This window comes from Deltaproteobacteria bacterium (assembly GCA_016874775.1).
GTDB lineage: Bacteria > Desulfobacterota > Binatia > Bin18 > Bin18 > VGTJ01.
Map to the genome: position 1 here is coordinate 1 of VGTJ01000068.1, position 21,557 is coordinate 21,557.

Genomic DNA, 21,557 nt, shown 5'->3' on the forward strand with positions numbered 1-21,557 from the left:
TCAGCAAGGGCGCCAAAGCCGTATATTTGTGTCGAATGAATTCCACTTGCTCCGCTCGTGTCATGCCAGCAGGGTAGCCGCCTCAAGCTGCTTGTTCAATTTGTTTTTTCTAAGTGCCTAAAGCTCAGCCAGAGCCTGATGGTCTCCACCGACTATCCGACTAAACAGCTTGGCCCAATCTATCACCTGCTCGCCCTTCTGTGGGAATGTCTCACGTTCCTTCACAGAAGGGAGGCTTATCATCTTCTTCGAGGGCAAGGCAACTATTTTCCCCATTTTCTGCCGATCATCCCCTGTAGCTCATTTGTCTTGAGCATACGGAATGAAGCTAGCGATTGGATCTGTATCAAGAGAAATCTTTGCACAATCGTCCAATTGTCCGCTGTTCACCTTCAGCGGATGTGGCTAGGCAACCTCGGTTTCCCCCCTAGACCATACGTTGCTCCCACGCTATGTTTTCCATCCGCATTGGTGGTCCGTCCGTGCGGTTTTTTTGACCGCTGTAGATTTGCGAGGATGGCGGAACTGGCAGACGCGCTAGTTTGAGGGGCTAGTGGGGTAACACTCGTGGGGGTTCAAGTCCCCCTCCTCGCATGTTTCAGGGCAGGAAGATATTTCCTGCCCTTTTTCATTTCCTGAGCCCCGCCAGTCTTGCGTTGTTTCGAGCACCCCACACCACGCGCATGCAGGAGCCGAGAATTGACTCTCCAGAAGGGTTATGAAACACAGAATAGCTATGAATGATCAACCTAATGGTGCTAATGGTGTCGTCTCTTCACCCTCAGCCACAGATCGCCTCCTTTTCACTTTAGAAAACGGACTCCGCGTGGTCATCCAAGAAGACCACTTTGCTCCGGTGGTCGCGATCCAGATGTGGGTCAAAGCCGGCAGCGCCGATGAGACGCCGGACGTCGCCGGAGCTGCCCATGTCCACGAGCATATGATTTTCAAAGGCACCGCACGCCGCCCGGTTGGCGCAATCGCTGCCGAAGTCGAATCTTCAGGTGGCAACATCAATGCTTTTACGACCGCAGATCACACCGTCTATCACCTCGTTCTGGCGTCACGTTATTTTGCCACGGGCCTCGATATTCTTGCCGATGCACTGCAAAACACGACTTTTGATCCACATGAGCTGAGCAAAGAATTACAAGTCGTCATGGAGGAATGGAAACGCGGAGAAGATTCGCCAACCTCGCGAGCCGCAACTGAGCTATTCCGCATCGCCTATGCCACACATCCCTATGGCCGCCCGGTTATTGGCTTTCGTGAGACCGTAGAAGCGTTGAACCGCGATCGGGTCGTGAATTTTTATCATCGCTGGTATCACCCCAATAATATGACGTTAGTCATCGTCGGCGATGTGGATCTTGAAACTGCACGTCAGGAAGTCATCCGCCATTTCACCACTCAGCACGCTACTACGTTGCCGATCCGCCCGCGGACTCCGGAACCGCCACAAACAGAACTACGCCTGTCAGTGCTCGACATGAACGTCGAGGAGTTCTATTTGTATCTCAGTTTTCCCATCCCTCCGGCTGAACACAAAGATGTCTATGCCCTCGACTTACTGAGCTATATCCTCGGCGGGGGAGAAAGCTCACGCCTCGTACAAGATCTCCAAGCAGATAAGGAACTGGTGAACTGGATTGTCGCCCACGCCTACACTCCACAAGATCCAGGCTTGTTTATCGTCACGGCAGCTCTCGAACGTGAGAAGATTCCTACCGCCTTAGAAGAGATTTTTACGGCTCTCTTTCGTGCGAAATATGAATTGGTGTCCGCCGTCGAACTGGCCCGCGCCCGCACAAACTTAGAGAGCGATTTCGTCTATCGACGCGAGACTGTCCAGGGGCAGGCTCGGCAACTGGGATATTTTCTCACGCTCTTTGATGATCCAGATTTTGATCGTCGCTATCTTGACGGGCTCGCCAGCGTCACGCGCCAAGATCTCCTGGAAGTCGCCCAACGGTATATACGCCCGGAAACGCTGTCCGCAGTATTTCTGGGTGCCACTACTGATGCCGCCCTGCCAACTGCAGACCAGATTCGTTCGCTTTGCCAGAGACTCGACCATCCTGAGCAGCAGCCTGTAACTGCACTCGCGGTTCCAGCAAAACGCCACGATGCCCAAGTATCCGTCACAACGCTCAGTAACGGCATTCGCCTCCTGATCAAAGAACACCATGAAGTACCGGTGATGTCGATTCAGGCCGTGGTGCTCGGTGGGTTGTTGTTCGAGCATGAGCAGAATACGGGGATCAACAACTTTCTCGCGGGTTTATTGACACGCGGGAGTGAACGGTTTTCTCGTCTGGCGTTAGCCGAAGCAGTCGAATCCGTCGCCGGCAGTCTGCGCGGTTTCTCTGGCCGCAACAGCCTGGGGTTGTCAGGCTCGTTTCTCACAACATCGCGCGTTGATCACGCACTCGATCTCTTTCTCGAAACCCTTTTGCATCCAATCTTCCCGGAAGAGGAAGTCGAAAAACGGCGACGCGAAACATTACTCGCGCTGAAGAATCGGGAAGACGAACTCTCGCAAATCGCTTTCGATCTCTTTTATTCGACGATTTTCACTACCCATCCCTACCGTTTTCCGATCTTGGGCCATGAAGACAGCATCCGCCGGCTTACGCGTGAGATGCTCACTGACTATTACCGCACGACACTGAACTCCACCAATCTGGTGGTCAGTATTGTTGGCGATGTCGACACGTCACAAATTGTCGCCCAACTCCGAGGAGCCCTCGAGGTACTGCCACGTCCGCACCATACGCTGGCGCTCCCTCCACACGAACCTCGTCCGACGAGTGAACGTCGACAACGCAGGGAAGTCGACAAGCAGCAAGCGCATATCGTGCTTGGCTATCATGGGGTCTCGCTCTCACATGCCGACCGTTATGCCTTGAAAATTCTGGATGCGGTCCTCTCCCGCCAAGGTGGACGGTTGTTTTACGAAGTCCGCGAACAACGCGCCCTGGCCTATTCCGTCTCTGCTTTCAGCATGGAAGGCGTAGCCCCTGGGGTCTTCGGCGTCTATCTCGGAACAGACCCAAGCAAGGTCGACGAAGCCATTACCGCAGCTCGCCACGAACTCGACCTCGTACGCAACCAATTAGTGGAAGAGCATGAGATTGAGCAGGCAAAAAAGTACATCACAGGAAGTTATGAAATTTCCCTGCAGTCGAATGGCGCCCAATCTGAGGAAATGGCCTTTAACGAACTCTATGGCTTAGGGTACGATAATGGCCAACGCTATCTTGCTGCGTTGAACCAAGTCACCGCGGAAGACTTGCGACGTGTCGCTCGAACATATCTGGATCCCAAGCTGGAAACGCTCGTGGTTGTGGGAAAATGAGGTAGGGGCTAAGGGTTACGGGTTAGGGGCCGGGGAAGAAAATAGCGAGACTCTTGTTGCATCTATGGATAAGCGAGCAGGTCTGCTAGCGGCTAACACCCAACACCCAACACCCAACACCCAATCCTGGTGGTGCTTGTCCATCGCGGTGCCGCACGAAGCAGCGGAAACGGTGGCAAGTTTTTTAATCGAACTCGGCTCTGAAGGGGTTATCGAGAGTGAACGCGACCTCACGCAGCCAGCCTCTCCGTTCACCACAGTCCAAGGGTTCTTTCCCCTGACACGACCAACAGAAGAATTACAACGTGCGGTTGCTCAACACCTCCAACAATTGAGACGCGAATTCTCCGATCTCAACGAGGTGAAACCACAAATTTCAGAGATTACCAGCGACGCGTGGGCAGGTCAGTGGCGCGGTCATTTTCCGCCACTCCTCGTCGGGCAGCGTTTTCTGGTGTTGCCACCCTGGGAATCTTCCGCAGCTTGGCCTGAACGTATTCCTCTCATCATCGATCCTAGTCTGGCGTTTGGTACGGGACATCACGCAACGACGCAAGGATGCTTGGAAGCGATCGAAAGTATCTGCCTCCGGGATGGACCACCCGCACGCGCATTCGACCTCGGTACAGGTTCCGGTATTTTGGCGATTGCTTTGGCCAAGCTGGGGACACCAAACGTGTGGGCAACAGATAATGATCCGATCGCACTCGAAGAGGCGCAGAAGAACGCCACGACCAATCACGTTCGCCATCATCTTCACCTCAGTGATGTCGAAGTCGCAGCACTCCCTGTCCCCTTCCCGCTGCTTGTCGCCAACTTATTTTCGTCAACGCTGATCGCTCTCGCGCCGATACTCTCAACCGCCGCTCCCTCCCGCGGGTATGCAATTCTCTCTGGTATTCAGTTAGACCAAGAAGCCGATGTCCTTGCAGCCTACACTGCCCCCCTGTGGCAACTCATTACACGGTACCCAAAAGAAGAATGGGTGACACTGGTAATCCAGCGCACCTAAATGGTCTTTCTTTTCACGCAACACGTAACACGTAACACTTATCATTCTTTGTTTTTGTCGTAATTTTTCATTTTTAATCTTTGCTTCATCACAGCCTTCCCATGCGCCGCTTCTTCGTTCCTCACACTCAGATTCGAGGGTCTCACGCTGTTATCGACGGAGACGAGTTTCACCACCTTCGCCATGTTCTTCGTCTGCATGAGGGGGACCGAGTAGCAATCCAGGATGATCGCGGTCGAGAATACACTGGAACGATTACGTCACTCATGTCATCTGCTGCCGAAGTAACTTTTCATCACAGATCCAGTCTTCCTTCGCCACGCTTCCATCTCACCCTGGCCATCGGGCTGCTAAAGGGACAGAAGGTGGACCTCGTCATAGAAAAGGTCACCGAACTCGGCGTTGATCGTATTATCCCGTTCACTTCCACTTTTACCGTATCTCAACTGCCAGGAGACCGCCAACACGATCGCCTGTCGCGTTGGCAACGTATCACCCACAGTGCCGCGAAACAGTCAAGCAGCACGGTACCACAGATTCTTCCCCCGCGGACATTTAACCAGCTATGGGATGACATACCATCAACGGACGCAACCATTATGTTCTACGAACAGACTCAGCAAACGACACTCAAAACGTTTGCGAGCGAATATCCGACGCTCTCTTCCCTGTACATCATTATTGGGTCAGAGGGTGGGTTTTCCACAGAAGAAGTCAACCTGGCGCAGCAACACGGGAGTCACATCATCAGTCTGGGGTCATCAATTCTCCGCGCAGAAACTGCTAGCATCGTCGCGGTTTCACTGTGCCGCTTCTTGTGGGATACCGATCCGGTTCCCCCCTTGCCGTCTCAGGTACATAAAACGTAAAACGTGACACGTAATGCGTGTTGCGTAATGCGTGACTTTGCGTAACAACCACAGTGAATTTCTGCAGCCGGAGTAACCACCATGCGTTTCGCTTTTATCATGGACCCGATTCAAAATGTGTTGATCGACAAAGACACAACCTTTGTGTTTATGCTGGAGTCTCAAGCGCGGGGACATGAAGTATGGTATCTGGAAATGCGTGATCTCTTTGTCCATCGCTCCCGCGCGATGGGGCGAGTACGACGGATTGAACTGCGACGTGAACTGGGGAATCACTTTACGTTTCATGACGAAGCAACTGAACCGCTCGGCAAATTCGATGCGGTGTTCATGCGCAAAGACCCACCGTTTGACGTGCCCTACTTACATGCCACACAAGTGCTCGACCTTGCACAGCTCGATGGTGCATTCGTCATGAATAACCCAGCGGGCTTGCGTGCCGCCAACGAAAAGCTCTTTGCCTTGAATTTCCCCAGCGTCATCCCACCCACCCTGGTGTCACAAGATGCGCAACGCATTAAATCCTTCATGGAAGAACTCGGTGGGGAAATGATCATTAAGCCGGTCGATGGACACGGTGGCTTTGGCATCTTCTATGGCCATCGTGATGACCGCAACATGAACTCACTCATAGAGACCATGACCCATGAAGGTCGCGAGCCGATTATCGCACAGCAATATATTCCCGAAGTTCGTCAAGGCGACAAACGTCTCATCATGCTCAATGGTGCACCACTCGGGTGTACGCTGCGGGTCCCTCGCGCCGACGAACATCGTGGCAACATCCACGTGGGCGGGACGTGCGTAAAGGCAGAGATCACAGCGCGTGATCGTGAGATCTGCCGTGAAGTCGGTCCCCGTTTACGCAAAGAAGGACTCTACTTCGTTGGACTCGACATCATTGGCGAGTATCTGACCGAAGTGAATGTGACCAGCCCGACCGGTGTGCAAGAAATCAACACGTTAAATGGCGTCAAGCTTGAAACCCAAGTCATCGAGTTCGTCGAGCGGCAGGTTGAGGAGCGACAACATCGTCGGGCTTGACTCGTTAGGAGGCTTCCAGTACAAAACTCGCGTCATACAAAAGGAGCATGCAGCTCCATCCCGGTGCTTCCCCACAATGGGCAGGTAGCTCAGTCGGTAGAGCAGAGGACTGAAAATCCTCGTGTCGACGGTTCAATTCCGCCCCTGCCCACCTTTCACAGCACAGATATGTACCGTTGAGAGAAATCGTTAGCGACGGCGAGTTGCCGAGGGCAAACGCTGCAATGAGTTCTGTCGCAACCACGCAGCTACGAGGTCTTTATATTCCAGAAAGGTTAGCTCTTCGACTCGCTTGTGTAATGCATTACATATAGCTGGGAGTTCACTGCAAAACTGATCGAACCGTTTTGCAATGGTCTCTCCACCAGGAATGGTGGTACGTTTCGACGCCGTCGTGAGCCACCCACGAATCCGGCGAATCAACTCGTTCACCTCATTCCGATGCACTTCAATATCTTGACCAGCAATGTCAGAAATCGAGCCACGGTAACGGTAAGGTTCGCTGTCGAGCACAAGGCAACATTTGGTGCGCTGCAGTCGATTGCCGAAGGCTTTGCAGCCCAGAAAGACTCCGAGTTCCAGTGGCATATTGAAACGAGGGAGAGACGTTCCAATGTCGAGAGAAACCCGAGAGATGTCGTGAATACCGTACTTGCAAGCCGCTATCAGGTCGAGAATCTTGCTGAGTCGATTTTGTGAACTATCGCTGAATTCTAGTGCGCAGTGCGAGACAAAGCCGGCGTCCTGAACACAGAAGATGGTCGCCTCAAAGAGAGGCTTATACTCTTCATCAAAAGGACAATTAATAAAGACACAATCGTCATAGGGATCAGAAATCAACATAAGCCGACCATCGTTCGCTTACTTACTGCGGGCCGCATCTCGCTCCTTTGCAACTTTCTCGACGGCTCTGATGATCTGTTCTCGAATTGGACTGGCTACCACTCCAAACTTCACGATACGTGTCGCTTTTACTCGCGGGACCTTCTTTGATTTATGCCCGCTGGGGGTTGTTTTTTTCATCTTCTCACCTGCTCGTTTTCTGATCTCTTAAGGACATCACAATAACGCAAGGGTCTTCGTTGCGCCACTCCTGAATTCCCTGTTATCACGTGTTGCTTTCAGCAGGAGACTCAATCGGTACAACAGAGAACTGAAAATCCTCGTGTCGACGGTTCAATTCCGCTCCTGCCCACTTTTGATTTATTCTGCGCTCTTCCTCTTGACCCTTATTTCACCTTGACAGCAACATGTTGCTCGGTCTATTGATCCGCGCAGGAGGGGCTCGTCTATGAAAATCGATTTTCATGCGCATGCGTTTCCTGAAGCCTTCTTTCGTAAACTCAAGCAATTCTATCCTTAGGATGGCACAAACCAGCTTTCGATTGCGCCCAGGCGTTAGTCGGTATTGATCACTTGGTGTATGGGTCAGACTATGTCATGTTGGGAAGTGAGTTCATGAACCGTACCAATACGTTTCTTGAGAGTCTTCCCCTCTCTAAAAGTGAGAAAGAGAAGATTTATAGCGGAAATGCATTACGCTTTTTGAAGATGTAAGAGTCGGCGTATTCGCCGTTACTGAGGGGTTCCTATGGTATAGCGCCAAAACATGGCTTATGATCTTTTGCGCTGGCTATCGGCCAGCGTAAGGAGCGTCGCCATGTTCCAACTACACGGTCAACGGCAATCAGCAGTTATATGGAGCACGTTGCTCACCCTCTTTCTTCTAGGAAGTGGCTGCACCACGACCACGAACACTCCTATTGTTCCGCTGACCTTGGACAATCCGGTCCAGGTCCGTAGCGAAACGATCTCACTCACAGTAGGAAAGAATCGCCGGAACGGACAAAGTGTTCAGATTACGGAGCTCTTTTTGCCCATTGCCGTTACCGTGCTGAACACTGGGACACAGCCTCTTTGCGGTGGCGTAGCCACTGCCTCACTCAATGACGCTACCGGGGCATCGACGTCGGCTGTTTTTCCCGAAAGTGTGGTCAGCCGCTTGATTGGTCCGCTGGCCTTTCTGCATTCACAGGACACACTCGTTCGCTCATCGCAGGTTTCCTTCACTGCCGCACCTGCCTTCAGGGCAGGCCTCTCTCAGGCACTGCTCAACACGGAGGAATTCGGTTTCACGCCAATACCGGTTTGGAGTCCAGGTGGTTTCAGCGGTGGCTTTAGTTCTGGTTTTGGTACGGGGTCCGGTTCCGGCTTTGGGGGCGGTATTGGCAGCGGCGCGGGAAGCGGATTCGGCTCTGGCGTTAACAGCGGATTTGGTAACGCTTTTAGTCCAGGCTTCGGTAGTGGGGTGAGTCCAGGCTTTGGCAGTGGTTATGGCCCCAACTTCGGTAGCGGATTCGGAAACCCTTTTAGTCCAGGCTTCGGTAGTGGGGTGAGTCCAGGCTTCGGCGGTGGCTATGGCCCAGGCTTTGGTAGCGGGTTTGGGAATATCTTTGGTCCTGGTTTTGGTGGTGGGTTCAGCCCAGGCTTCGGTAGTGGCTATGGTCCCGGCTTCGGCGGTGGGTTCGGCCCCGATCCTTTCTGGGGCGGTGGCTTTCCCTCGCCATTCTATGGGCCATACCCCAGCCCATTCTATAGTCCGTGGCCTCCGTTCGGACGGTTTCCCTATTCGCGGCGTCTTCCTCCTGTAGAAGCAACACCCGAACAACGGCGTGAGGAAACAAAGGGGCCGTTATTGCGAGAAATCTTTTCTGTTGCGTTCGCCAGTCGACCTCTCGCAACTCAGGAAGAGCGGAGTGGATTTTTGTTTTTCCCTTTGCCACCGCAGGACGGCGGCACTCAAACGCTCGCATGGGATTGGTACGACTGTACCACCAAAGCGCTGGTTGCACACTTGACCGTTCCGATCACTATGGACCTGCGCCAATAAAAAGCGGCAGGTTTTCACCTGCCGCTCAATCAGTCATCTGTACTCTTTCACTGACGTAGTCGGTTTACTTTGCGTCTTCTGTCGGCTTGGCGCTGCGACGCTCGATGACGTCGTCGATCAGACCGTACTCTTTGGCTTGCTGGCTGGTAAGAAAATTATCGCGCTCAGTATCGCGCGCAATGTGATCGAGCCCACGTCCAGTATGAAAGCTCAGAATTTGGTTCAGTTCTTCGCGGACACGTAAGATCTCGCGAGCATGAATGTTAATGTCACTCGCTTGCCCTTCGATCCCACCCCAGGGTTGATGAATCATGATCCGCGAATGCGGCAGAGCATAGCGTTTCCCTTTCTCTCCCGCGGCGAGAAGCAAAGCGCCCATACTCGCGGCTTGCCCGACACAGAGTGTCGACACCGGCGAGCGAATGTATTGCATAGTATCGTAGATCGCCAACCCGGCAGTGACAGAACCGCCTGGAGAATTGATGTAGAGGAAAATGTCTTTGTCAGGATCTTCTGCTTCGAGAAAGAGCAGCTGAGCTGTAATGAGACTCGCTGTGGTGTCATTCACCTGCGAGCCCAAAAAGATAATGCGATCTTTCAGCAAGCGCGAGAAAAGATCGTAGGCACGCTCGCCGCGGCCAGTCTGTTCAACAATAGTTGGTACAAAGTTCATAAGTGCCCTATTGAGGCATCGTAACGCGTCTATTTTTCCCTCGCAACCGTATTCAGCAAAATACCACGCCCTGTCATTCTGAACGGAGCGGAGCGAAGTGAAGAATCTCTCTTATCCTATTTACATCAGCAAGATTCTTCGTCGCTATGCGCCTCCAGAATGATAAAGACAGTAAGATCTTCACGTAATGGAAAAGCAATCTCAGATACTCTTCACCATGAACTCAGGACTGTGCTTCTCGGCCCGCTTTGGCAGAGTGTCCTTTGATCCACTCCAGCAGCGGCTGAAACACCTCTATTGTCGATTTTGTTCCGAACAGTACGTCAAGATGTCCCCAATTCTCTAGCACCTGGAATTGGATATCTTTACTGGCAGTAGCACGAGCGGTGTACTCAATACGAGCAGCCCAGGGAATCTCAGCTTTGTCCAGATTTCCTGACGCTCGAGCAAAGATCGGGACGCTGAGCGCTGCAAACCCACTCTGATAATCAAACTGCACCCCGGCCAGATGGCGCTTGAAATCAAACCCGCCATGATTTTGCACGCGTGGCCAGTAACGATCTTCTTGCAAGAAAATACGCGCGAGAATCAACGGATCAGCATATCCGTCTTTAGCGTTGGACAACCCGCCTTGCTGACCAAACATGGGGCTCACATACAGGAAGTGAGCCAGTGCTTCTGTTCGATTATTGAAGACATGCACCGGGAGGAAATCCGGCCCATTCGGCTCAGCAATGGTATCTTGCAACTGCTTGAGCCAGCGAGCGTAGGGCAAATAGCGTCGCTCCAAGTCATCAGCAAACCAGTTCGGAGTTTCAGGACGCTCACGATACAACGATTCTTCATCAGGAGGGTCGAGTACGTACCCATCCAACAGCACCAGGCCAAGAATGTTGTCACGGCCAAACCGTGCCGCGGTCAGTCCTGCGAAGGTGGCGCCACGACCAAAACCACCAAGGAAAAGAAACTGCTGGTTACTTGTCGCTCGAATGAAATCGGCAGCTATAGCTGCATCTTCGACGAATGTCTCAACGGTCCAGCCCTGCATGAAACGATTATCACGCAAGTAATCTCGCGTGACCGTGTGAGTGCGATAGTCGAGCGTCCACGTCTCGACCCCACGATTCGCGAGATAGAGTCGCAAATCGTAGCGTTCATCAGCAACGACGATCTCTCCATGCATATGTGCTGAAGGAAGAAAGAAGAGCACGGGTCGAGGGAGATCGTTACCCGCGTCTGTCCGGGTAATTCTCCGAACGGCAATGGTATCGTGTTGGCCCAGTGGAGGTCGCAAGAGTGTCCAGACACTTTCAATCAGATCAGGATAGTTGGCCACAGCACGGTTGGAAACAGTTGCGGACCAGGTGGGAGAATCAGCCCACAGGTGACGTGGGCTGAAAAGGAAATGTGAAGAATGAAGCGAGAGGAAGGCAAGAAACAGAAAAAAGCGAGACCGGCGTGCTACCCATTTTTTCCTTTCTTCATTTTCCATTCGACATTCTACATTGTTCATTATTTTGAACCGGGTTTCTTATCTCCCCAAATATCCCATACCGCCTCATACTTCGCGGGAAACTTTGCCGTGTAGTTCATGAAGGTCGTGACTGGATAGCGAATACCGCCTTTATGAGTGCTTTCGAGTCCAGCCATCACTTCTTCCACTTTTGACGCAGGCATGGAAAAGGCCATCTCCTCATCTTGGGTCTGACCGAACATGCGATCGCCCGTGCACGGGAGGATCACCTGGCAATCATCGGTCTGCATGGTCTTGACGACAATGTCAGCGCAATCGAGTCGTCCACTGAAGGAAGAGTTGAGATACCCTCCCCTTTTATACAAAGCTGCTTGCACTAGCCGCATCACCTGCGCGGAGTTACCAAACACCGCGATCACATCAGGTGGATCAAAGGGATGGCTCTTAAGCGGTGACACGAACAATGAAGCGTACTTACCGAGTTCAAACTTCGGTACCGCAGCTTCGGTCCTCGCTCCAGCTTCCAAAGTTTCTGTATACATGCCTTCGCAGGCATGGCCTTCGCGAAGATACTCCACATTGGGCTTGAACCCCAATGCCACCAAGCCAAGTGGGCAAGAGTGATGGTCGGCAGATAGGCCAATTGACCACCCATAGCGACGCACGACGTTGATGGTCTGACAGGTCGCGAATTGCGAACCCATATCACCAGGAGTGCGGGTTTTCGGCGGCAATGCCTCACCTGGCTTGAGCATCTTGATGCCGACCGGAAACGTTGCCGGACGAATGTAGTTTTCGATCATTTCGGCAATGGCTTTGACATCCATAAGGACCTCCGGTCCATTGTAAAATGGAAAATGAAGAATGGTAAGGAACTTTTCTTTTCAATTTTTCATTTTACATTCTTCATTATTAATTGTCCTAGTAGAGGACTTGCCCTTCTCGCAATTTGGTAACCTGTGCCGCTGACATACCAAGGATATCGCGCAGCACATAATCAGTGTGTTGCCCCCGTAGCGGTGCCGCCGCTTGCACTTCACAAGGAGTTTCTGACATCTGCCAGGGAATTCCAGCATGAATGCGTTTCCCCACTTCTGGATGTTCTTTCTGCACGAGATACCCCCGTGCCTGCAAGTGAGCATTGGTCGCTAAGTCTTTGTTGCTCATGGAGGGGAACGCAGCGACGCCAACCTTCTGGAGCGCGTCAGTAATTTCCCAACGATCACGCTCCTTGGTCCAGGCTGAGATCGTTTCCTCAAGTGCATCCTCGTTGGCTTTCCGTGCAGTCACATCAGCAAAGCGCTTGTCAGTCGCTAACTCCGGCTTGCCCATCGCTCGACAGAGGGCTTGCCACTCGGCTTCAGTACCACAGGTTATGGTGACCCATTTGTCATCATCGCCCTTGGCTTTGAAACACCCGTGCGGGGCCATCCAACGGTCGCGATTCCCATCCCGTTCGGGTTGGCTCTTGTTCATCGAGTAATCCATCAACCCTTCCGGTTGCAATACGAGGAGCGCTTCCCACAGCGCCAGATCGACATGCACGCCTTTGCCAGTACGCTGACGATACGCTAGCGCGGCCAGCGCAGCAAAAGAACCAAAGATGCCCGCATTCGGGTCGCCATAAGAAATACCAACTTCAGCCGGCCCAAGATCGCGATACCCGGTTAGCGACGCAATCCCTGACAGCGGCACCGAGGCTGGTCCGTACCCCATATACTGCCGCTCTGGTCCAGTCTGCCCATAGCCACAAATGGAGATCATAATGATGCCAGGCTTGAGCTGCTTCAGCGTCGCATAGCCAAGGCCCATACGATCGATCGCCCCGGCTGAGAAGTTCTGCACGACAATATCGCTTTTCTTGACCAAACTTTTGGCAATCTCGATCGCCTCAGGCTTAGCAAGATCAAGCTGCAAGCTCTTCTTTCCTTGACTGTACTGATTGAAATACCCTGCCCGGTTCGGTCCCGGCGTATCATCAGCAAAAGATGGAATGAGCCGACTGACACATGGGCGTTTCTGGCTTTCGATACGAATCACCTCAGCCCCCAGATGCGCCAGTTGCAGCGTACAATACGGCCCCGCCCAAGCCCAAGTAAAATCAGTAACGCGAATTCCTTCTAATGGTCGACGCATAACAACCTCAATTAAAAATTAAGAAGGTAAAATTAAGAGTGAAAGAAAAAGGCGTAGAAGAACCGAATTTCAGCAATTTTTAATTCTTCATTTTTAGTTTTTCAGTAATTATATGATGTTCTGCTTCTTCAACTCCTCTATCTCACTCTGTGACAGTCCGATCTTCGTATACACCTCGTTGTTGTGCTGTCCGAGTATTGGTGCTGGACGATGGATCGCATAGCCACCTTCAGACGGTTTGAATGGCGCACCTGGATAGGTCAGGGTGCCCGCAACTTGGTGAGTGATCTGCACAAAGAATTCACGCGCTTTGAGATGCTCCGAAGCAAGCAGGTCTGCCATCTGATTCACCGGCGCAAAGCAGATACGACGCTCTTGTCCTGCGCGATACAGATCATTCACCGTCCAATTCGCTGCCCACTCCTGTAAGAATGGATACAGCGCATCGTAATTTTGCCCGCGCGTCACTCGATCCTTGAAGATGTCAAGTGTCGCCCACTCGGGGTTATCCATCAGTTCAACCAGCCGTTGCCACTGATCTTCTTCGACGTTGACAACAAAGACTTTGCCGTCCTTGCAGTCGAGCATACACCAGGGATAAATCGAGCGGCGCCCTAACCGCGAAGTCTCTTTGTTGCCGTATGTCCAGTGCATGAAATTCATCTCCAGGATTGCCGCAATGCATTCCTGGATTGATACATCGACGTGCTGCCCCTGGCCAGTCAGCAGCTTGTGATAATAGGCACCCAGAGTTGCAACCGCCGCATGCACCCCGCCCTGAAAATCCGCTTGGTGACCAAACGCTTTGAGTGGCGGCAACTCGGGATAATCCGACGCGCCTGGGCTGATAAACGCCCAACCACCGGCATTGGTGCCGGTAATTTCATAGGCATTGAAGTCTTTGTATGGCCCTGTCATGCCAAAGTACGAGATCGTCGTCATGATGAGGCCGGGATTGGCATAATGCAGCTTGTCGAAATCCAGCCCGACGTCTTTCATCTCCGCTGGCCGATAATTGTGGATCAGCAGATCCGCTTGCGCACAGAGACTCTGTACCAGGGCGTGGCCACGCGGCGTACGCAGGTTCAGCGTCACCCCCTGTTTGTTGGCATTGAGGTAGAGGAACAGGCCACTTTTTTCTGCATGGGGCGTATCACCAGGGAAGGGTCCGCGTTTTCGCGCCAGATCTCCACTGGGCTCTTCAACTTTAATGACCTCAGCTCCGAGATCGGCAAAGAGCTTGCCAAGATACGCAGCCGACACCATGTTACCGCATTCGACAACCTTCAATCCGGTGAGCAGTTGTTCTGCCATAAGGTACTCCACAACAAACAGTTACTTGATTACCGTTGGATTGACAGGTGAGCCTGCGCCACCAACTACTTTGAGCGGTGCACCGACAAACATGAACGCATATTGGCTATCTTTCGCGCAATCCTCAGCCAGGTCATAGAGCCAATCGATTTCATTGAACACAACGCCAAGGTTGCGGAGGAGGGCCGCATGCAAGGGAATGAACGTTCCGGTTTCTGGATGCATTGTCTGTTCCGAAGCCACGGTATCGGTGCCGAACGACGGAATTTCCATTTCGTGAAACCATTTGATCAATTCTGGACTGTACGCGAGACCTGGCTCACTCATCGCCTTATTCGGAAAAAACGCATCCGAACCTTCGTCGTAGAATCGTTTCAGCCAGCCAGTGTGGATCAGCAGAATATCGTGCTTCTCAATTGGTGACTTCTGCATCTCGGCAGTTTTCAACAGGTCATCAAGAGTGATCGCTTCATTGGCTTGGAGATGTTTGACGCCTTTGTACCGTGCAACATCAAGCAGGATGCCGCGCCCGACAATACCACGATTAGCAATCTTCTCGACACTACATCGCTTCAGACCGCCGATCGTCGTCTTGGCATCATAGCCGTTGTAGAGCGTGTTATCGTACCAAACGTGTCCCAACGCATCGTACTGCGTGGTGCCTTGCAGATACATGAAGATCACATCATCGGCATATTCCATACCACCAGGAAACGCATGCGCATGACCATTCTCATAGTGACCTTTATCCATCGCCATCGTGCGTGTCGTCTGCCCACGACCGGGGTAAATCGGATCGCCTCCAGGTCGCGCCACTGGAACACCAAGCATAAAAACTCGTCCTTGTTTGACAGCCTTCACTCCACGCAGCACTTCTTCACTGGTGAGAAAATTGAGGGCACCGACTTCATCATCAGCCCCCCAACGCCCCCAGTTTTTCGGACTATCTTTTAATAACTCCGTAAACGATTTTGCGGCCATGCGTTTTGCCTCCAGCGATATTTTCGCGGGCACGATAAGCCGAAAGCTAGAGGGGGTCAAGGCGGAGGAGCCAATGGCAATTGCGTATTGCAATTGCGGATTCGAGAGCCGTGGCAAGGCAATCTCGCCAACGGGAAACTGGACTCAGCAGAGACTATTTTCGCTCACTGCGTAATTTTCTACTTTAATTTATCATGATAAATTAAAGTCCATGATTAAGTGTTTATTGCCGTTGCCGAAGGCACTGGAGCAAAGCTTCTTCCTCTGGGGGCCACGCCAGACGGGCAAAAGTTCGCTGCTGAAAGAAACTTATCCTAACGCGTTTCGGGTTGATCTCCTGAAAACCGACGAATATCTACGCTATACGCAACAACCATTTTTTGCTGCGTGAAGAGTTGTGTACCTTCTTGCCTAGACAGTTGGTGATTATTGGGGAAGCGCGAAGATCGCGGCTCATCATCTACAAGGACTGAGAGAAGTGAAACGAGAGTATCCTCGCGTGAAGCGGCGGATTGTGGTGAGTCTGGAACCGCGCGCGCGGCGGACAGAAGATGGAATCGATATTCTTCCTGCGGCACAGTTTGCTGAACGATTATGAAGCGGAGGTATTCTCTGAAACTCTGCCCTTTTTACAACACGAACTCCAACCAGTTCTCCTCGTTCACGATCTGCCACTCGGCATTGTCATATTCAGTCAAAAAAGCCTTTGGCTCTGGAGAGGACATCGGCAAAGCGCTCCTCATCAGCGTTCACTGACAACGTTTTATAGACGAGGGAGGTAAGAATATCCTGAACAAGGGTAGTCTTTCCGACCTGACGCGGGCCGTACAAGACAACAACCTTTCCCCCTGCGTCGATTGCAGATTTCAAGGAATAGAATAAGAAGCGGTGAATTTTGCCCATATACTCTCCTATAATAGCGTGAATTTTGGAGAGCATATTATCCGTTTTTCACTAATAGCCTGCTTCGTTGCTGCCGGTTCTTGTTTGACTTGCTGGGCGAGATTTCCTAAGGTACGCAGGCACAAATTAACCAGTCTGGTGACTGAAGTCTTCGAGCCTACTGAAGGGGAATTCTTCTGTTTTTTGACTCTAGACCTTAGACTCTGGACACTGGACTCCTAGAAGGAGCGGCGAATGGATTTTGATTATTCACCAAAAGTGAAAGACCTGCAAAAGCGGGTGCAGCAGTTCATGGACGAGCATGTGTATCCCAATGAAGACACCTATTACAATCAGGTGGATACGCAAGGCGACCGCTGGCAAATTCCGTCGATCATGGAAGAGTTGAAAGCGAAGGCAAAGGCTGCTGGGCTCTGGAATCTTTTTCTTCCTGAAAGTCGTCTCGGCGCTGGTCTGACTAATCTCGAATATGCACCGCTCTGCGAAATCATGGGTCGCATCCACTGGGCCCCGGAAGTCTTCAACTGCTCCGCTCCAGACACTGGCAACATGGAAGTACTCGAACGCTACGGAAAGGAAGAGCATAAAAAGCAGTGGCTCGAACCGTTACTCGACGGCAAAATTCGCTCATGTTTTGCCATGACTGAGCCAGCCGTTGCGTCTTCTGACGCAACCAACATTGAATCCAGCATCAAACGCGAAGGTGACTTTTATGCCATCAATGGCCGCAAATGGTGGTCCTCTGGCATGGGCGACCCGCGCTGTAAGATCATCATCTTCATGGGCAAGACTGATCCCAACAATCCGGATCGTTACAAACAACAGTCACAGATTCTCATTCCCCGTGACACACCAGGCATCAGAGTTGTCCGCATGCTGCACGTCTTTGGTTATGACGATGCACCGCACGGACATGCGGAAGTCGAGTTCAAGGATGTCCGGGTCCCAGCCTCGAACATCATTCTCGGTGAAGGGCGCGGATTCGAGATCGCTCAAGGTCGTCTGGGCCCCGGTCGCATCCATCATTGCATGCGTCTGATTGGGCAAGCGGAACGAGCACTGGAAAAGATGTGCAAACGCGCAATCTCACGCGTCGCTTTTGGCAAGCCGGTTTCTGAACAAACAGTGACGCAAGAACGCATCGCAGAGGCACGCATTCTGATCGACCAAGCCCGGCTCTTAGTGTTCAAAGCTGCTCATATGATGGATACCGCAGGCAACAAAGTCGCGCGCAAAGAAATCGCCATGATCAAAGTCGCCGCACCTAACATGGCACTGCAAGTGATTGACTGGGCTATGCAGGTCCATGGTGGTGGTGGTGTCAGCCAAGACTTTGGTCTCGCCCTCGCCTATGCCCAAGCCCGCACGTTGCGATTCGCTGACGGACCAGACGAAGTACATCGTAATCAGATTGCCCGCTTGGAATTGAAGAAGTACCAATAAGCTCCTTCAGTTGGGCGGCGGTCGAGCCGCCCTCCCTTATGCGGCACTACCTTCCCGGAAACCGATCTTTCAGCCACTGCACTATCACTTTCATCGACCCATCACGCCCGCCGGAGTTTGGCGTTGACGGCAAAGGATAGCCGAAGTGATCGGCATCCACCTGGGCAAACTGTTTGTCTGACGCTGGCGATTGCTGATAAATCGACTCAGAATCCTCCGGGTAAATTGCATGGTCGCCAGTATAATTCACTACCAGTGTTGGAACGGTGATCTTGGGAACGCAGTCCAATACCGCAGCCCGCGACGATAAACCCGACCACGTACTGAGCCATGCACGTGGGGTCTGATATTTGCCAAACCCAGCCTCATGATAATTGAACAGATCAGGGCGCGGTGACCACAGCGATCCGTAATCCCGCGAAGATAGACATAGCGATTGGTCGGCATAGGTCAAATTGGCTTCAGTACGATGAATCTCCATGTAACGACCAACCATCGCTCGGCGACCAACGAATGCCCGTCGCTCGGCTGGCAACTTGTCGAACTCCGGCTGCCGTGCCAGTTCCTGAAAGTAACGCTGCTCTTCAATGAATCGCTTGGCGATGGCATCGATCCGGGCAACACGGGCAGTTTGCCCAGCTCGATACTGTTGAATAAACTCCTGACTGTACTTGCTGGACTCGGGTGGCTCACGGAATCCATTTGCAGGATTGTACATATCAAGGTGAGGATCACAGGAAAGCGGATCATCCTCATTGGTTACCGATGGATCAAGCGCCTTCTGCAAGAATTTTCCTTCCCCCAAATGTGCCGCGAGAATGACCAACCCATCACCTGGTGGCAATTGAAAACGATTCAAATCGTATGGATCACCGGCAGGTGTGTTAGTCAAACGTCCTGGAGGATTGGTGACTGCTTGTGATTGATAGAACGAATACAGCGACCCTCCACCGCTGTTGCCGATGAACACGATTTTCTCAAACCCGCGCTCTTTGAGCATCTTGAGGCCAGCAGCAATATCGGGGATGAGCATTTCATGAATGCAGGCGATGTCGTTGCTCGGCCAGCGCCCTTCCTGTCCCCAGGCTGCGTAGCCAGCCTCTAGCAAATAGGGAATAGCATAGTGCCGAGTCATATCCGCTCGTGGATGCATCAAACAGACGACGGTCTTTTCTCCGCCTTTGGTATAGAGAATACCCTTGGACTCACCACGGTCTTCAGCCATAAGTGGCAGGACTTCGTACGTAACACCTGAAGGGAGTTTGTCATACGAAATAAGGCTCATTCCTGATGCGGAATAACGCGGAATGCGAGGGAGCGGCATAATCATTCCTCCTTTTTGCAATAGGACGGAAGTCTATGCTGTAAAACGTAAAACGTAAAGAAGAACCGCCCCTTCCCCATTCACTTTTGACGCATTATGGTTTTTCTGTTTTCATTGCACCAAGTCGTATGCCGCAGCCGTCGCGACGCCAAGTACCTTCAGCAAGCGATCTTTAATTTTGACTGCCGCTTTTTCTACCCCCACGCCTTTGGTCGCGACAGTGATACGACCACCAGCAATCATGTCATGGCCGCCAGCAGAAGTACTACCAAGCACTTTTTGCAAGATTTCTCCGGCATTCACGTCTCGGGCAGTCGTCCGCAAAGACACAAACAGACTGTTACTATAAAAACCAATCGCCATCGCCCATTCTGCTTCATCGAGGCGCAAGAGAAAGTCGGCAACTTCCGCAACCATGTCGGGGTATTGGACTTCGTGCAAGACCGAGATGACGACCTTGTCATACAGAACCGCCCCTTCGATCGCATCACGAAAGACTTTGAAATACTCCCGCGGTACACGGGCATTCTCAATCTTCGCTAACCGACGTTTATTGGTATACGGATACAGGAACTGACAGGCGGCAACATCCTTGGGAGTCGCTTCACGCCCAAGATCCTGGGTCTCAGCATTGATGCCATAAAAGAGCGCCGTGGCAATTTTGCTTTCGACGTCAACATGCGTCTCTTCCAAATACTCAGTCAGAATGGTTGAGGTCGCCCCATACTCATCACGCAGGTCGAGAAAGGCCACGCCCTCGTAGGTTCCGTATGCAGGATGATGATCAATGACAATCGTCGGCGAGACATGAGCTGGCAACGAGTTATTTCTGCGGCCAGGTTGCGTATCCACCAACGCAATCTGGCCGGGTCGGCGAAAGTCGATTTCACCGATCGGCACGAGATCGATATTCAGATACCGCAGCATCGCCCGGTTCTCTGCCCGCCCAACAATACCACCAAGCGCAATAACGACTTCTTTATCTTCTTGCGCTTGATTAATGAGAAAGCGTAACGCCGCGGCACTCGCCAAAGCGTCAGGATCTGGGTTATCGTGAGGAAGAATGACAAGCGGACCCGGTTCTTCAGCAGCCCGCAGCAATCGGTGCAACGCACTCTTTGGTGGAACAACCATATATCTGTACGTCAGCGTCTACGAGAAAACCACACTCACTGTCTTTCGTTCGCTTATGCCCTTGCGAGAAAAGGGCTTTCCCCGCACTATGGGAAAGTGTACCACGATCAGCACAAACTAGAAATATGAGGGATAAGCATGGCGGCAGAAGTGCGGGAACGATTTGCACGAATTGTCAACAGCCCCGAAGAAGAACTTGACCTTGCCGAGGCGGCCCTCCTAATTGCGAAAGAGGAGCAACCGACCCTCGACATCGACGCCTACCTGCGTCGACTCGATGATCTGGCAGCAGCGGTACGTAGCCGCCTACCAGAGGCACCGACGGTGGATGACATTCTCCTCAACCTCAACATCCAGTTGTATCGAGAAGAAGGGCTGCGCGGGAACACCAGCGCTTACTACGACCCCGAGAATAGCTTTCTCAACGAGGTGCTCGACCGTAAAACTGGTATCCCCATCACACTCTCAGTGATTTACATGGAGGTGGCCCGGCGACTCGGGCTTTCACTGGTAGGGGTCGGGTTCCCAGGGCACTTCTTGGTCAAACATGTCGGACCACAGAGCGAAAAGGTGCTGGACCCTTTCCTTGGTGGGATTGAATTAGACCAGCAACAACTGACCCAGAAGTTGCAGGCGATGTACGGTGAGAACAATCCGTACATTGCCATGATTCCGCAGTTACTCAGTGCCGCCACTAAGAAGGAAATTCTGATTCGCATGCTGCGCAATTTGAAGGGCGTCTACTTGCAGAAGAATGATTTTCAGCGGGGACTCAGTGTGATCGATCGCATACTGTTGATTGCTCCGGATATGGCGATGGAAATACGTGACCGTGGTAGTGTGCATCATCGCCTCGGCCATCTGCAAGCCGCATTACAAGACTTCCAACGCTATCTCCAGCTCGCGCCGAATGCCGATGATGCCGAAGCCGTGCGGACCATGATCCGTCGTATGACAGCGCAGCTGAACTAGAGTTTGTAGAACGTGAAACGTGATGCGTGA

General features: G+C 52.2%; 19 protein-coding genes and 2 tRNA genes. 11 read left to right on the top strand and 10 right to left on the bottom strand.

Going from position 1 to position 21,557, the window contains the following annotated elements:
• The first annotated feature begins 510 nt into the window (after positions 1-510).
• From FJ147_13050 to FJ147_13075, 6 genes are all read left to right on the top strand, one after another.
• Positions 511-594: transfer RNA gene (locus FJ147_13050), tRNA-Leu, on the top strand.
• A 124-nt stretch (positions 595-718) separates the two neighbouring features.
• Complete coding sequence (locus FJ147_13055) at positions 719-3,358, top strand: insulinase family protein (protein MBM4256810.1); 2,640 nt, start codon at positions 719-721, stop codon at positions 3,356-3,358.
• 64 nt (positions 3,359-3,422) lie between these two features.
• A complete protein-coding gene (locus tag FJ147_13060) occupies positions 3,423-4,370 on the top strand; it encodes a 50S ribosomal protein L11 methyltransferase (protein MBM4256811.1) in 948 nt (315 codons plus the stop codon).
• A 101-nt stretch (positions 4,371-4,471) separates the two neighbouring features.
• Positions 4,472-5,239, top strand: a complete 768-nt coding sequence (locus tag FJ147_13065) for a 16S rRNA (uracil(1498)-N(3))-methyltransferase (protein ID MBM4256812.1) — start codon at positions 4,472-4,474, stop codon at positions 5,237-5,239.
• A gap of 81 nt (positions 5,240-5,320) precedes the next feature.
• Positions 5,321-6,283 (top strand): glutathione synthase, encoded by a 963-nt coding sequence (gene gshB / locus FJ147_13070; GenBank protein ID MBM4256813.1) that lies wholly within the window; start codon positions 5,321-5,323, stop codon positions 6,281-6,283.
• Positions 6,284-6,361: 78 nt separating this feature from the next.
• Positions 6,362-6,437: transfer RNA gene (locus FJ147_13075), tRNA-Phe, on the top strand.
• Positions 6,438-6,472: 35 nt separating this feature from the next.
• Here FJ147_13075 and FJ147_13080 read toward each other — a convergent pair.
• Positions 6,473-7,126: a hypothetical protein gene (locus FJ147_13080; protein ID MBM4256814.1), complete on the bottom strand. Its 654-nt coding sequence runs from the start codon at positions 7,124-7,126 to the stop codon at positions 6,473-6,475.
• 507 nt (positions 7,127-7,633) lie between these two features.
• On the opposite strand from FJ147_13080, the gene FJ147_13085 reads away from it, so the two are divergent.
• Positions 7,634-7,840: a hypothetical protein gene (locus tag FJ147_13085; GenBank protein MBM4256815.1), complete on the top strand. Its 207-nt coding sequence runs from the start codon at positions 7,634-7,636 to the stop codon at positions 7,838-7,840.
• A gap of 103 nt (positions 7,841-7,943) precedes the next feature.
• On the top strand, positions 7,944-9,173 hold the full coding sequence (locus FJ147_13090) for a hypothetical protein (GenBank protein MBM4256816.1): 1,230 nt from the start codon (positions 7,944-7,946) through the stop codon (positions 9,171-9,173).
• Positions 9,174-9,237: 64 nt separating this feature from the next.
• Here FJ147_13090 and clpP read toward each other — a convergent pair whose 3' ends face one another.
• From clpP to FJ147_13120, 6 genes are all read right to left on the bottom strand, one after another.
• Complete coding sequence (gene clpP / locus FJ147_13095) at positions 9,238-9,846, bottom strand: ATP-dependent Clp endopeptidase proteolytic subunit ClpP (GenBank protein MBM4256817.1); 609 nt, start codon at positions 9,844-9,846, stop codon at positions 9,238-9,240.
• Positions 9,847-10,069: 223 nt separating this feature from the next.
• Complete coding sequence (locus FJ147_13100; protein ID MBM4256818.1) at positions 10,070-11,338, bottom strand: hypothetical protein; 1,269 nt, start codon at positions 11,336-11,338, stop codon at positions 10,070-10,072.
• A 20-nt stretch (positions 11,339-11,358) separates the two neighbouring features.
• Complete coding sequence (locus FJ147_13105; protein ID MBM4256819.1) at positions 11,359-12,147, bottom strand: hypothetical protein; 789 nt, start codon at positions 12,145-12,147, stop codon at positions 11,359-11,361.
• Between the two features lie 94 nt (positions 12,148-12,241).
• Positions 12,242-13,456 (bottom strand): CoA transferase, encoded by a 1,215-nt coding sequence (locus tag FJ147_13110; protein MBM4256820.1) that lies wholly within the window; start codon positions 13,454-13,456, stop codon positions 12,242-12,244.
• Positions 13,457-13,564: 108 nt separating this feature from the next.
• Positions 13,565-14,770, bottom strand: coding sequence for a CoA transferase (locus FJ147_13115; protein MBM4256821.1), 1,206 nt, complete (start codon positions 14,768-14,770; stop codon positions 13,565-13,567).
• Between the two features lie 21 nt (positions 14,771-14,791).
• A complete protein-coding gene (locus tag FJ147_13120) occupies positions 14,792-15,751 on the bottom strand; it encodes a cyclase family protein (GenBank protein ID MBM4256822.1) in 960 nt (319 codons plus the stop codon).
• A 211-nt stretch (positions 15,752-15,962) separates the two neighbouring features.
• On the opposite strand from FJ147_13120, the gene FJ147_13125 reads away from it, so the two are divergent.
• Positions 15,963-16,142 (top strand): hypothetical protein, encoded by a 180-nt coding sequence (locus FJ147_13125; protein MBM4256823.1) that lies wholly within the window; start codon positions 15,963-15,965, stop codon positions 16,140-16,142.
• Between the two features lie 299 nt (positions 16,143-16,441).
• On the opposite strand, the gene FJ147_13130 is transcribed toward FJ147_13125, so the two are convergent.
• On the bottom strand, positions 16,442-16,654 hold the full coding sequence (locus FJ147_13130; GenBank protein ID MBM4256824.1) for a hypothetical protein: 213 nt from the start codon (positions 16,652-16,654) through the stop codon (positions 16,442-16,444).
• 234 nt (positions 16,655-16,888) lie between these two features.
• Here FJ147_13130 and FJ147_13135 point away from each other — a divergent pair, with 234 nt between their 5' ends.
• Positions 16,889-18,097: an acyl-CoA dehydrogenase gene (locus FJ147_13135; GenBank protein MBM4256825.1), complete on the top strand. Its 1,209-nt coding sequence runs from the start codon at positions 16,889-16,891 to the stop codon at positions 18,095-18,097.
• Between the two features lie 46 nt (positions 18,098-18,143).
• Here FJ147_13135 and FJ147_13140 read toward each other — a convergent pair whose 3' ends face one another.
• Together FJ147_13140 and FJ147_13145 are read right to left on the bottom strand one after the other, a co-directional pair.
• Entirely contained in the window at positions 18,144-19,421 is a 1,278-nt protein-coding gene (locus tag FJ147_13140) for an alpha/beta hydrolase (GenBank protein MBM4256826.1), read from the bottom strand.
• 111 nt (positions 19,422-19,532) lie between these two features.
• The gene (locus FJ147_13145) at positions 19,533-20,555 is read right to left on the bottom strand and encodes a phosphoesterase (protein MBM4256827.1); all 1,023 of its coding nucleotides are present in this window, start codon (positions 20,553-20,555) and stop codon (positions 19,533-19,535) included.
• Between the two features lie 138 nt (positions 20,556-20,693).
• Here FJ147_13145 and FJ147_13150 point away from each other — a divergent pair, with 138 nt between their 5' ends.
• A complete protein-coding gene (locus FJ147_13150; GenBank protein MBM4256828.1) occupies positions 20,694-21,527 on the top strand; it encodes a tetratricopeptide repeat protein in 834 nt (277 codons plus the stop codon).
• The last annotated feature ends 30 nt before the right edge of the window (positions 21,528-21,557 follow it).

Coding starts and splice junctions, on each gene's coding strand:
- FJ147_13090 (MBM4256816.1), top strand. CDS start 7,944: ATGTTCCAACTACACGGTCAACGGCAATCAGCAGTTATATGGAGCACG.
- FJ147_13055 (MBM4256810.1), top strand. CDS start 719: ATGAAACACAGAATAGCTATGAATGATCAACCTAATGGTGCTAATGGT.
- FJ147_13135 (MBM4256825.1), top strand. CDS start 16,889: ATGGATTTTGATTATTCACCAAAAGTGAAAGACCTGCAAAAGCGGGTG.
- FJ147_13100 (MBM4256818.1), bottom strand. CDS start 11,338: ATGGAAAATGAAGAAAGGAAAAAATGGGTAGCACGCCGGTCTCGCTTT.
- FJ147_13080 (MBM4256814.1), bottom strand. CDS start 7,126: ATGTTGATTTCTGATCCCTATGACGATTGTGTCTTTATTAATTGTCCT.
- FJ147_13140 (MBM4256826.1), bottom strand. CDS start 19,421: ATGCCGCTCCCTCGCATTCCGCGTTATTCCGCATCAGGAATGAGCCTT.
- FJ147_13120 (MBM4256822.1), bottom strand. CDS start 15,751: ATGGCCGCAAAATCGTTTACGGAGTTATTAAAAGATAGTCCGAAAAAC.
- FJ147_13150 (MBM4256828.1), top strand. CDS start 20,694: ATGGCGGCAGAAGTGCGGGAACGATTTGCACGAATTGTCAACAGCCCC.
- gshB (MBM4256813.1), top strand. CDS start 5,321: ATGCGTTTCGCTTTTATCATGGACCCGATTCAAAATGTGTTGATCGAC.
- FJ147_13105 (MBM4256819.1), bottom strand. CDS start 12,147: ATGGATGTCAAAGCCATTGCCGAAATGATCGAAAACTACATTCGTCCG.
- FJ147_13130 (MBM4256824.1), bottom strand. CDS start 16,654: ATGGGCAAAATTCACCGCTTCTTATTCTATTCCTTGAAATCTGCAATC.
- FJ147_13065 (MBM4256812.1), top strand. CDS start 4,472: ATGCGCCGCTTCTTCGTTCCTCACACTCAGATTCGAGGGTCTCACGCT.
- FJ147_13125 (MBM4256823.1), top strand. CDS start 15,963: ATGATTAAGTGTTTATTGCCGTTGCCGAAGGCACTGGAGCAAAGCTTC.
- FJ147_13110 (MBM4256820.1), bottom strand. CDS start 13,456: ATGCGTCGACCATTAGAAGGAATTCGCGTTACTGATTTTACTTGGGCT.
- FJ147_13145 (MBM4256827.1), bottom strand. CDS start 20,555: ATGGTTGTTCCACCAAAGAGTGCGTTGCACCGATTGCTGCGGGCTGCT.
- FJ147_13060 (MBM4256811.1), top strand. CDS start 3,423: ATGGATAAGCGAGCAGGTCTGCTAGCGGCTAACACCCAACACCCAACA.
- clpP (MBM4256817.1), bottom strand. CDS start 9,846: ATGAACTTTGTACCAACTATTGTTGAACAGACTGGCCGCGGCGAGCGT.
- FJ147_13115 (MBM4256821.1), bottom strand. CDS start 14,770: ATGGCAGAACAACTGCTCACCGGATTGAAGGTTGTCGAATGCGGTAAC.